This window comes from Candidatus Buchananbacteria bacterium CG10_big_fil_rev_8_21_14_0_10_42_9 (genome assembly GCA_002773845.1).
Classification (GTDB): domain Bacteria; phylum Patescibacteriota; class Patescibacteriia; order Buchananbacterales; family 21-14-0-10-42-9; genus 21-14-0-10-42-9.
Genome location: PEZZ01000026.1, coordinates 1 through 12,114 on the forward strand (window position 1 = coordinate 1; position 12,114 = coordinate 12,114).

The 12,114-nt window shown below is 45.8% G+C and carries 11 protein-coding genes; 2 read left to right on the top strand and 9 right to left on the bottom strand.

What is annotated here, in order from left to right:
* Positions 1–700, bottom strand: a 700-nt coding sequence (locus COT81_03345; GenBank protein ID PIS05011.1) for an isoleucine--tRNA ligase, incomplete at its 3' end; no start/stop codon positions are given.
* Between the two features lie 244 nt (positions 701–944).
* Between COT81_03345 and COT81_03350 the strand changes: the two genes are divergently transcribed.
* Complete coding sequence (locus tag COT81_03350) at positions 945–1,166, top strand: hypothetical protein (protein PIS05012.1); 222 nt, start codon at positions 945–947, stop codon at positions 1,164–1,166.
* A gap of 152 nt (positions 1,167–1,318) precedes the next feature.
* On the opposite strand, the gene COT81_03355 is transcribed toward COT81_03350, so the two are convergent.
* The 4 genes from COT81_03355 to COT81_03370 all read right to left on the bottom strand — a co-directional run bounded on the left by COT81_03355 (position 1,319) and on the right by COT81_03370 (position 6,564).
* Positions 1,319–1,705, bottom strand: a complete 387-nt coding sequence (locus tag COT81_03355) for a response regulator (GenBank protein PIS05013.1) — start codon at positions 1,703–1,705, stop codon at positions 1,319–1,321.
* Between the two features lie 123 nt (positions 1,706–1,828).
* Positions 1,829–3,565 (bottom strand): arginine--tRNA ligase, encoded by a 1,737-nt coding sequence (gene argS / locus COT81_03360; GenBank protein PIS05014.1) that lies wholly within the window; start codon positions 3,563–3,565, stop codon positions 1,829–1,831.
* 114 nt (positions 3,566–3,679) lie between these two features.
* The gene (locus COT81_03365; protein ID PIS05015.1) at positions 3,680–4,900 is read right to left on the bottom strand and encodes a hypothetical protein; all 1,221 of its coding nucleotides are present in this window, start codon (positions 4,898–4,900) and stop codon (positions 3,680–3,682) included.
* An 83-nt stretch (positions 4,901–4,983) separates the two neighbouring features.
* On the bottom strand, positions 4,984–6,564 hold the full coding sequence (locus COT81_03370) for a hypothetical protein (GenBank protein PIS05016.1): 1,581 nt from the start codon (positions 6,562–6,564) through the stop codon (positions 4,984–4,986).
* Between the two features lie 254 nt (positions 6,565–6,818).
* On the opposite strand from COT81_03370, the gene COT81_03375 reads away from it, so the two are divergent.
* Entirely contained in the window at positions 6,819–7,205 is a 387-nt protein-coding gene (locus COT81_03375) for a hypothetical protein (protein ID PIS05017.1), read from the top strand.
* Between the two features lie 129 nt (positions 7,206–7,334).
* On the opposite strand, the gene COT81_03380 is transcribed toward COT81_03375, so the two are convergent.
* From COT81_03380 to COT81_03395, 4 genes are all read right to left on the bottom strand, one after another.
* Positions 7,335–9,824: a hypothetical protein gene (locus COT81_03380; protein ID PIS05018.1), complete on the bottom strand. Its 2,490-nt coding sequence runs from the start codon at positions 9,822–9,824 to the stop codon at positions 7,335–7,337.
* A gap of 296 nt (positions 9,825–10,120) precedes the next feature.
* Positions 10,121–10,390 carry a type II toxin-antitoxin system mRNA interferase toxin, RelE/StbE family gene (locus COT81_03385; protein PIS05019.1) on the bottom strand — a complete coding sequence of 90 codons (270 nt, stop codon included), beginning with the start codon at positions 10,388–10,390 and terminating at the stop codon, positions 10,121–10,123.
* Positions 10,387–10,635 carry a hypothetical protein gene (locus COT81_03390; protein PIS05020.1) on the bottom strand — a complete coding sequence of 83 codons (249 nt, stop codon included), beginning with the start codon at positions 10,633–10,635 and terminating at the stop codon, positions 10,387–10,389. Before COT81_03390 ends, COT81_03385 begins: the two co-directional genes overlap by 4 nt.
* Before the next feature lie 297 nt (positions 10,636–10,932).
* Positions 10,933–12,114, bottom strand: a 1,182-nt coding sequence (locus COT81_03395; protein PIS05021.1) for a hypothetical protein, incomplete at its 5' end; no start/stop codon positions are given.

Below are 12,114 nucleotides of genomic sequence, written 5' to 3' on the forward strand. Positions count from 1 at the left end.
TGCCGGGCAGCGTCCAAGGCGTCGTAGTCCAGGCAAGCGCATACACTGGCTTACTTTCATGTTCAAAATTTTTCAATTTGAATTTAACGGTGACGGCAAGATCAGAAATATCTTTATAGCCTTGGGTGACTTCAAAATTAGACAGTGTAGTTTCGCAGCGTGGACAAATGTGCATGGAACGATGTTCTTGAAACACCAACCCTTTGTCCCAAAGTTGTTTAAACACCCACCAGACCGAATCCATATATTCCAAATCCATGGTTTTGTACGAATTTTCCATATCCACCCATCGGCCAAGCCGCGGTATTACTTTTTGCCACTCATCGGCGTAACGTAAAACTAAATCGCGTGCCGTTTGGTTAAATTTTTTAATGCCGAGCTTTTCTATATCTTTTTTGGTTTTCAAGTTTAATTCTTGTTCCACAATGTTTTCAATTGGTAGCCCGTGGCAATCCCAACCCCACCGGCGTTCCACCCGGTGACCGCGCATGGTCCAAAAGCGGGGCACTACATCTTTTATAAAAGAAGCTGGTAAATGTCCGTAGTGCGGAGTGCCGGTGGCAAACGGCGGCCCATCATAAAAAACATACGACCGTTTAGCCGGCCGCATTTCTACTGATTTCTCAAAGATTTTATTCTTTTGCCAAAAAGTTAGAATAGCTTCCTCTTTTTTAACAAAATCAGGTTTTTTGTCTGGCATTGTTATTAATATCTTAGATTTGTCATCCTGAACCATGTGCTCAGCTTGACTGGGTATTGTTTCAGGATCTCTATCTAATAGAGATTCCGGATCAAGTCCGGAATGACACTAAGTTTTGTCATAAAGTAGGATTTATACTACTAACTTTGGGTCCTTTCGTCAATAATAGTTGACCTTTTTTTAATCCTGCGGTAAAACAGTAGGAAGCTTTCTAGCTGTATGGTGCTTTGCACCAGGAGGGCGTATGACTGAAGAGGTCGGGATGTCGTATTCCGAATTCAGAAACCTGGCGGTTCCGGGAACGTCAGCTATTATCCGCACGAAAAGCGGAGAAAAGGTGCCGGTCACGGTCAAGAAGGTGTGCTCGTCGGCGGTGGAATTCACTGACGGGCGGACCCTCGAATCGCTCGGCGGGCATGGTGTCTGTTTGGGGTCCTTACCCATTGAGGACATAGTCCCGCTGTAGCGGCCGTCATCACCTCAGGCCGGGAGCCCACACGGGCGCCCGGCCGATTCTTTTTATATAACAAACTACAGATTTAAATATATTTATATCAACGTACTAGTACGATGATTATATTTAAAAAAATAAAAACTTGGGAGAGGTTGGGCCTAAAATTAGAGCGGTAAAAGCACCTTGACCTTTTCCGCTAGTTGAGATGGCGTGACGTTTGATTTAACAATGTAATCTTGAGCGCCAAGTTTTAAACCTTTTTCCACTTCAGAGGGTTGCGACAAATTTGAAAAAATTACAATTGGGATTTTTTTGGTTGACGGGTTTACTTTCAATTCCCTGATTAGTGTATAGCCATCCACTTGAGGCATAACTAAATCAAGCAAAATTAAATTTGGCAAATGATTTAGCGCTTGGCTTAATCCTTCTTCGCCATTAGAGGCCAAAATGACATTATAGCCTTCTTTAATTAAACGGATTTGATACAAATCTAATAGCGCGTTTTCGTCTTCAACTATCAATATAGTTGGTTTGGTTTTAGCTTTTGCCATAGTTTTAGTATAGCACTGTTATAGTGTGTATGTCATTGCGAGGAGCGTAGCAACGTGGCAATCTAGCTTCCTGAGATCCTCACGTCGTCGAGTCGGACTCGACTCCTCAGGATGACAATCGGGTTACATCTCTTCTGGCGCTTCAATGCCTAATAAATTTAACCCCTTGGCCAAAGTTGTTTTAACTCCATTAACTAATAGCAATCTGGCCTTTTGTTCTTTAGGTGATGATTTTAAAATTGGAATACTTTCATAAAAGCTGGAAAAGGCTTGACTGATATCTATTAGATAGCGCGCGATTTCTGCCGGCTCAAATTCGTCAGCCGCTTTTTTTACAATCAGTGGAAATTGCCCCAGCATTTTAATTAGTTCAACTTCACTAACTTCTTTGAAGACGCTGAAGTCAACTTTGGATTTCACTGGTTTTTTAACTTTTTGTAAAATACTGGAAATGCGCGCGTGCGTGTATTGCACATACGGTCCGGTGTCGCCGGTAAATTGCAAAGCCGCTTCAGGATCAAAAGTAATGACAGAGTTTTTATTTTGTTTTAGCATGTCAAATTTTAATGCGGCCATGGTTATCGCCCGAGCCGATTTCATCACGCGTTTGCCGTCCCAATCAGGATGACGTTTTTGGGTTTCGGCAACTGCTTGGTCCAAAACTTTATCCCTTAATTCAGAGTAAGACACAATGTTACCTTTGCGTGACGACATCGCGCCTTCTTTTAAATTAACAAATTCGTAAGGTAAATGTTTAAGCGCGGGTTTAAATCCAGCTAACTGCAAAATTTTAAAAATTTGTTTAAAGTATAATGATTGGCGGTTATCCGTTTGGTATAAGCTTTGATCTAATTTGTACTGCTTAGCTTTTTTTATCGCTAACGGCAAATCTTTGGTGGCATAAGATGCTGTGCCGTCTGATTTCAACAATATTAAAACACCTAAACCGTATTGTTCCAAATCCGCAATTATAGCGCCCTCGCTTTCCTGCAGAATTTTTTTATCTAAAAGTTCTTGCACTAATTTTTTGCCGTCGTCCTCAACTTCTGATTCAAAATAATACACGTCAAAATTAGCGCCAAGCTCTTTGTATATTTCTTTAAATTCATCCAAGCTCCATTCGCGCGTTTCTTGCCAAAGCTTGGTCAATTCCGGATTACCGTTTTCTAGCTTGCGGTGAATTTCTGACACATCCAACTTGGCTTCTGGCCGGTCTTCTAATTTGTTCACGGCTTCAGAGTAGTTTTGCCCTAACGCTTTCCCTTTATTTTTAGCTTGTTTAAATTCGTTAAAATCTTTTTGTTGCAGTAGCCACAAGCTTTTAGCAATGTGCGCGCCGGTGTCGCCGATGTAATTCGCTTGAATTACTTGATAATCATTAGCTTGTAAAATTTTTGTTAAGCTAATACCAAGGACAGTGTTGCGCAAATGGCCAATATGAAATTCCTTGTGTGTGTTTGGTTGGCTGTATTCCAACATTACTTTTTGGTTACCGCCGCATTCGTTATTGCCGTAGCGTGAGCGTTCGTGCAAAATTTGCATCAAAATCAATTCGGCAAATTGTGGTTTGTCGGCATAAAAATTTAAATACCCGCCGGCTGCTCGCGCGGCTGATAAATATTTTGTTGGTTTAAATTCGGCCGCTAATTTTTCTGCCAACTGTTGCGGTTTGCGTTTTAGCTCTTTAGCTAAATGAAATAAGGGCACCGCAAAATCGCCCAGTTCAGGGCTTGGCGGGTAGCCAATTATGATTGGTGCTTTAGTATAATTTTTACCGAGTAACTTTTTTAGCGCGGCGTGAATATCTTCATAGGCTTCCTCTTCAGCGACCGATAAGCAAGTTTGTTCGTGGTTTGTCATGGCATTTATTATACAATCGTTTAAGTTTTTTTACCAAAAATGGAAAACCTCGCCGGCGCACCGCGGTTAGCACAGCGCTGGCGAGGCTTGTCTCTACTGTTGGCGATCATCGCCTTAACCTCCTTTTGGATTTGGGTTGAATCGAGCGACGAGAGGCTCGAACGTTGGCGCGATGCCCTTTTCGTCGGCTACTTCTTTTTCACCCCTCTCCTGGCGGATTTGGTGAAGAGATTTAACCGTCGCTGGGTCTCTCAGCTCCTTTTCTATTTTTTCTTCCGCCCAATCATCATCATTGATTTCGACCGGCGGTTTTTTGACTCCTTTTTTCACCACCTTATACCGCTTTCGCGGCTTCGGCGGTTCTGGTTCCGGCGCTTGATCCAGAGCTCTGCACTCGAATTTGACCACGTTTCGTTTGACACCAAACGGAAGTGTGTCGTGGCAAAACTCGCAGATATAAAGGCCGGGGTTGCCGGGCCAGTCGTGAGGCGTGTCACGTTTTTTGCCGCAGCGTGAACAAACACCTGGAGTGTGCCGCATAACAACTGACTCTGTCCGCGCTCGCCGTAGCGGCTTAGGGGCAGCCGCCGGCTCCATTGCCTCATTGAGGCAGGATTTGCACACGGGGGGCAAATGTTCTTCTCCGGGCAGAAGATAAACCAACCGACGCTTTCGCGGCTTGCCGCATCGCCGACACTGCGGTTTGGGTGAACTGCCTGGAAGCTGTACGCTGTCAGCAGTATGCCGCTTAATCACGCCGGCCTTGACCAAGGCAGCTTGCCGTAATGCCACAATCAGCCTGCCCGTGTGGCGTAAATACGCACGGTAGTGAATACCACACACGGGTTCCAGCCATTCGGGGCCAGGTAGCAGGAAGCGGATCGGGCCTTGCTTTAGACGTTTGCCTTCTGGGCAATGCCGACAAACATACGGCGACTTGTCCATTTTTGGCCCACGTCGTTTAGTCGGCCGTACCGATACGGTTAACTGCTCCACCTCTTTCAAGGTTGCGTTGAGCCGCGTCCGCCTTTCAGGGTGATATTTGCACTCGTAGCAAACTTTTACCCTGAAGTCAGGCAGATAGTGGAACAGATAACCTTTCGGCAACTCTGTTCCGCAGCCCGGACAAGGTTTGGCTTGTCTCAGGTCGTTTGGCTCAACTAGTCGACGGAGCCCCGGATTTTGGTAGCAGCGGTTACAAACTTTGCTTTTAATTTCCGGAATATTGAATTGCAGTAACCAACTTGGGGTCGGCGTCCCGCAACCCGGACAATCGACTAGCTTATTCCCGTTAGAGTCTAAAGAAGCCCAAGAAGGGCTTTCGTGGTCGGTCATCTCAAAACCCTCCTTTCTGCTTGTGATTGGATTTAGAGAATTAAGACCTATGCTAGCTTACTATTTGAAGCTTTGGCTGTCAATTACTCTAAGACACATCGGCGCACGCCAGAGCCAGAGATAATTTGGTCAATTGTAACTTCGTGCTTAGTGCCTGAGATTACGTTTACATTTTGAGGCGTATATACATTACCGTTATTTGTTGCTTGGGAGTTTGGTTCAATGTAAAAAACCGGATCAATCACTTGCGGCGGGAGTAGGCCCATCAAGTATAAATCCAAATCGCTAAATTGGCGCTTGTGGACATTGTTTAAATCTAAAATAGTTGGGTAAAAAGTGCCGTCGCCGCTGTCGCGATATCCAAGGCCGCCAAGCGGCGAGACGAAGCTTACAAAATTACTCCAATGGCCTTTGTCTTCACGCAGTAACTCAGCCCGGTCGGGGTTATTATCTAATTCAAAAGTGGCCGCGCCGCTTTGGTAATGTGCCATCTCATGCAATAAAACATTTTGGGTATAAGCTAAGTCGCTTTCATTATCCATGTCGTATTTATTGATATTGCCCATAGTCACAATGCCTTTGAGTTTGCCAATTGAACCGTAGACATCTTGGGCTTTAAGCCGGCTTTTACCCAGGCCCTGAACTTGGTTGCTCACTGGCGTGTAAGTTGCGGTAGTGTTGCTATCAAAAACATTAAAGTCAGTAAAAATTATTAGAAAATCAAATACGTCCGGATGCTTATCAAAGAAAGTAAAAATAACCTCGTTTGAAATTTTGGTGGTATTGTCTTGCCCGGGCGAAAGTAAATAGCCGTCGTCTTTTAAATTGGTTAACGGGTAGTTCGCGTCCAGCGTGGCTAAGTCTTTAGTCGCCCAATTAAAAGCCTCGCTAATGGAGCTTTGTAAGGTAGTAATTTTATTGATGTCAGTAAGCCGCGCATTGTTTTGAGTCACAAATAAAAAGGCGGCTTTTAAGTTATGCGCTTCGCAATCAAAAGTTGGGATATATGCTTGAGCCCCTGGTTCGGCAATTTCAGGTAAAGTGCCTGTAGTCGGCCGGCGGCGTTCGGTATAAACCCGGTCAGAAGAAATAACATCGCTTTGGCTGTAACCGTTGGCGTTTAATTGCCCGGAGATGTTTCTAATTATATTTTTTGCTTTCCAATAAATTTTATTATCGCCCGTAATTTGATACGGCACGCCGTTGGGGATTTGAAAATCGCGTGTAATTTCTTCGCCGATCAAATAATTATCAAAAAACACTTCCGGGATATCAACTAAGCGGCTGTGCCAATTATCCCCGTACCAAGTTCGTAAAATTTCTCCTTCCGTCACATGCCTTAAAAGACCCCCTGGTTCAATGACGTACACTTCCGGCGCGCTTTGAATTTTGGCTAAGTGCTTGCCTGGCTTTAAAGTAATGTTTTGGCCAAGTGGGTAGCTCGCGATAGTTTCGGCTGATAAAGTTACAATTTGGGAAAAATCATCCCCGTACCAGCTTTGGTAAGTTGTGGCATTAGGAAAAGCGTGGCGAACGCCGTTGTCATCCAAAAAATAAACCGTATCGCTAATCGGCGATTTGATTAGCCGCACTGCGCTAAAAGATAAATGCAGCGGCGATAAGATTATTGATAATGAAAATATTATAATTAAGGTTTTTTTCATGTCCTTTATAATCCTCCCCTTAATTTAAGGGGAGGTGAGGAGGGGTTACTTAATTAATTGATCAATCCCCGATTCCGCTATTTGGTATGTTACGTGATCCGTCTGACGTAGCCACGTCGCTATGCTCCTCGCAATGACTAAGTGGGGTAGCGGGCATTGTATCATTGATGCTTAGTAAAATCAATTGACAACGATTAAATAATGCAGTAGGTTGCAGCTACACCCAAACCGGCAAATGCCAGAGGATTTGCACAATGGTAACAGTACAGCCAGCCCTCAGGGTCAAGCTGCCGTCGCCTGTGGCCAAAAGTCCAGATGCGCACATGGTACAGGTCCTCTTGCAAGAAGGATCTGACCAGACTTTGCAGGTTCGGGCAGCGATAGACCCAGGCACAACTGGCATGGTGGATCGCATCTGTGCCCGGCGAGCAGAGTGGTTTGATGGCGAAGCCTGGCAGCCTTACCGTTACCACCGTTTGGTGGTAGTGTTGCCGGCCAACAATCGGCGGTACGTTTGGACCTGCGCAGAAGGCGGGTACATTCTTCACGGCCGACACGGCTCACTTAATGGCGAGGTTCAGGTGTGGATTGGCAGGAGTCGCCCCGTCACGCCGGATACCGTTTGCCTCACTCCTATATAGGGTAGAGGCGAATTGCTTCAAGGTCCCGGTCGCTTCGCGCGCCCGGGACCGCCTCATTTTTAAAGGAAAAAAGTTTTCTAAAATCGAAAGCCGCCCTCACTGTTTCCTCCAAAACAGGTCTAGGGGCGGCTAAGAGCTTACTGACGTTGCCAACTGTCGTCGCCACGCGCGGATAACGCTTGCAATGACAGTAAACGGCAATGCCGGCTCATACTCACGAATGGTTGACGTTGGTTTTGTCGGCACGGCAGGCTTGCTTACCACTGCACCCATAAACCGGGGGCGGTCGAAGTGTACAAGTAACGCGGGCAGCAACACGAGGTCAGTCGCCAGCGCCAGCGCCATTGCCAAGGTCAATACCCTAGTGAAGGTCCAGTAGGGGACCAGGTCTGCCAGATTGAGAACCGATGAACCAAGGACGATGACCACCGAAGTGAAAATCATCGGCCCTCGCAGTTCGGCGGTCGTCAGTCGGGAGGCAGCACGCGGGGAAAGACCCAAGTTGATGTGCTCGCCATATCGCGCCACGTAGTGCGCAGTATCATCTACTGCCAGCCCAAGCGCCACACTGGTAATGAGGCAGCTTGTAAGCTGTAGGCTGATCCCTGCCCATCCCATCGTGCCTAACGTCAGGACAACCGGCACGATGTTGCAGATGATTGCAATTGTCGCCCGCCGCAGTGATCTTAGCAGCACCAGAAATGCTACGTAGATCACTATTACAGCAAGCAACGTTGCGTTTACACTACTGACCGTGAACTCATCTCCTGACCTGAAGAATTCTGCTGCGCTACCGGTAAGGTAGGCGTCATCAATCCCCAAGGCTTGAGCGTACTTGGCCCCAGCCGAGTCTAGCTCATTAAACCCAACGGATGTCTTGATGGTAGACAGGGCCGTCAAGTTCAGGATGCTGGGTTCGTCGTCACCGCCATAGGAGATAAGCGGCTCAGTATCAAACCCCCCCCATTCCAGAAGGAGAAAGTACTGTGCGAGAATCTCCCGCGTCAGTCCTGGACGACTCCATAATGGTGTGTCGGCACGTTCCACGGCCTGGTCGACCGCTTCTATTGCCTGGTAGACGTCTAGGAATTTCACCGGGTAATCACGCTCCAACGCCTGGGTCAAAGTGCGAACTCTCCGGTAGAAATTTGGATCCTTTCGGTCACCTGACAACACCACTTGCAGAAGGTAGCTGACGCCGTAGCGATCCTCTACTTCTTGCAACCGTTGGCTTACCTCTAGCTTCGGTGATGGGTATCCCCGAGGCTGGTAGTTAACTTCCAGGCGCTGATAGCCAAACACTCCGTAGAGCGCTATTACCATCAACATGGCGACTGCCTGCGGCTTGGTAAGCTCAGGCAATTTAACCTGCGACAGTTTCTGTTCGAGCAGCACGCTGATCCGCCTTGCCTTGGTAAGGACACGGAGCAATAAGCCACTCGAAACTCGGCCTGCAGCTACGTAGCGTTTTGCGCGTACTGGACGAGACAGGATTGGCAAAGCGAAGGTGAGGGTGGAAAAAGCACAGCCCAACACACCTGCGGCACCAAACCATCCGAACTGGGTCACTGCGGGTATTCGGCTCGCGTATCCCAACGATGCAAACCCAATGGCAGTTGTGAGAAACGCAAAGCTGAACGGCTTAAGCAGCTTCTTCGGCACGAAGCCAGCCCATAAATCACCACTCTGGGTGTAGGAGTGGCCGTAAATGGTGAAGGCTGTGCCGATGAAAATGTCAGGGTTGAGGCACAGGCTGTTGACTGGGTTGAATGGAGTGTTGGTAAACCCCATTAACGCCAGAGAAACTAGTGCCCCAAACATGCCGTTCAACAAAGCCACTAAACCGGTGCGGTATGACTTTGTTAGTCCAGAAGCCGACACAAACATGAGCCCCATGACCAGCCCCAGAAGAGCAGCTGCGCGTTCGGTAAGCCTTGAGGTTAGCTCACTCACAAGGTACTCGCCGGTTTGTTGGACCGTGAGGCCGAGTGAGTTAATGCGTTCCTCGAACTGGGCCAATCTCCCTTTCGTCTGTGTGATGAATTCCACCGCGTTGGTGTCATCGACTGCCCTAGCAAAGATGCCAAGAGCGGTTTTGTCCTCGTTGATCAAGATGCCATGGTAACTGTCGTACCGATGGGCTTGTTCGACGAGTTGTGCGCAGTCTTCGTCTGACGCACTAGCGATGAACTCTCTCGTGGTGAAGTCACCAATAACTAAATCGACTTCCTCACTATCTGACGCACCTGTGATGTGGGTGGCATTGGCAAGGGAGTCAACTTTTTCTACAAGTGGGAGCTCTGTAAGTGCATCCGTCATGTCGGCTAGCAGTAGCCAGCTTTCTTGACTCGCGATCTGTACTTGAGTGCCCATCAGAACGACGAGCGTCCCTTTGTCATTGGGAAATATAGACCGCCACCACTGGTAGTAGTGTGCTGAGTCGCTGTCAGTTACTAGGGTTGGAACAGATGCGTCTTCTTCCATAGTAACTTTGGATGCCCCGAATCCGGCAACCACGGTTGCGAGCAGAAAAACACATAGGGCCATCTGCCAGTTGATAAGTCTTTGCGAAAACCATCTCATGAACTTCACGAGACGGCTTTTGATTGCTGTGCGCATGGCGTACCTCCGTCCCGTGAGGGATTTTAAAGAGCGATTGCTTGCGCCGTTAGAGTGCCACATACTCCAACGAACGGTACATATTAGTATATGCCGCTGTTTTAGTCAAAGCAACATGGCGAGTGGCAAATCGCCTATTGCAAATAGTAAATATGGCTAAAATCAATAAAAATCATCCCCTGGTTAAAAAAAGGGGGGATTTAGGGGGGGGGTTATAACCCCTCCTAACCTCCCCTTAACAAGGGAGGCGTTCATCTAAATTAAGAGGAGGAGAGATTTCACTGTTGGCAGTAAATTTATCCGTATACATCACGGCGGTATTTGATTCTTAAAATAATCAATATTTTATATTCTTGCTTTTTGCCCAACTCAAATATTACTCGGTAATCGCCGATTCGAAAACGATAAAGATCGTTAAAGGGCTGTTTAAGACGTTTGGCAAACCGCAACGGATTTTTCTGATCTGAAAACCAACTCAGCTTATCAATAATTCGGCGGGCGATGTTTTTGTCTAGTAAGGCAAGGTCTTTTAAAGCTGATCGCGTATAAAATACCCGTTCATTCATAATCCCAACATTTTTTCCGCTTCAGCAGTAGTATAAAGATTGCCGCGGTTAACATCTTTTTTGGCTTGGGCGATATCGCGTCGCAAAGTCTCAGTTAAAGATTCTTCGTCTGTTAAAGGCCGTAATTCAAACAGAGGTTGGTTTTTACGCAAAACAATCAAACGTTGATTTTTTTTTCGGGCTTGGTTTGAGATTTTTGCCATATTTTGGCGAAATTCTTTAACCCCAATAAATTTGGTAGTCATATATAAAGCAGTTTAAATATTTAAGTGTACCTTAAGTGTACACTAATACCTTTATTTAATCAAATAAAATTTTTTGAACAAAAAAAGACGCAATCCGCGCCGTTAAGGGCATGATACCAAGGCCATCTTTGTTTGTCCAGCTTTAGCCAAAGGAAGGGTTAAAAAATTTCAGGTAAAACCTGAAATTTCTGGATCCCCGTGTGCACGAGGATGACATGGGGGAATAAATAGTCCCTCTCCCTTGCGGGAGAGGGTGTGCCGGCCCGCCTTTGGCGGGGGTGAGGGGGAATTTTGAAATTAAGCGGGAGTATCCTTAGCGGCCATGGAGCCTTCTTTACGCTCCACTTTAAACCGGCCAACTTTTCCGCCCTTACCTTTAACCGGAATACTGAACCAAAATGTTGAGCCTTTCCCGCGTCCCTTAGAGTCAGCGCCAACTTCTCCTTTATGAGTATCAATAATCATTTTGGCAACGTACAGCCCCAAGCCGGTGCCTTCTGTATGAACTAAGCTTGTGCCGGCCGCCCGGGAGAACTTTTTGAATAGCGCTTTTTTATCCTCAGCATTCATGCCAATGCCAGAATCTTTAACTTCGTAAATTATGTTATCTCCGTCTTTTCGCAAAGTGATATGCACAAAACCCTCTTTAGTGTATTTCACGGCATTATCGGTAAAGTTCATAATCACTTCATGCAGTTTTTCAGAATCGCCGACAATTTCTAATTTTTCTTTCGGCGCTTCTAGTTTAAATTCTAAACCTTTGGTCTTAGCTTTTTGTTCTAATTCTTCATATACCACCTGAGCTTCATGTTTCATATCCAAAGTAGTGAAGTTAAATTCCTGCCGCCCTGATTCAATGCGGGAGATGTCAAGTAAGTTTTCAACTAATTCAATTAACCGTTCGTTGGACGTGTAGACTTTATTTAAATTATCAGAAATAACTTTAGACGTTTTACCAAATGAACCTTCCAAAATCATTGAGATATAACCTTTGATAACAGTCAGGGGAGTACGCAGTTGGTGAGAGGCGATAGAGATAAATTCGGATTTGGCTTTATCTAATTCAGTTAATTTTTTGTTGGCGACTTGTAATTCTGCTGTACGTTCCTTGACCGTTTGTTCTAATTTAATGCCAAATTGTCTTTGCTCTTCATAAAGTTGCGCGTTAGCTATTCCCACTGCCGATTGATCAGAGATAATGGCGAGGGTATCAATGTCTTGCTTGGTGTATAGTTCGCCGTTCTTTTTATTGCCTAAGACTAAAAAGCCAACTGGTTTTTTGTTGGCATAAAGCGGAATTACAATCGCAACGTCTTGTTCATAAAGTTTCAAAAGTACGCTTTCATCTTTAGGGATATATTCGCCGTTATCAAAAGCAGTTTTAAGCTCTTCAATTACAAAAATGTCACGAGTTTCGTCAAAATATTTAGGTAAAACATTTTGTTTTTCTCTTAAAAATTCAGTTAAAACTTTTCTTTC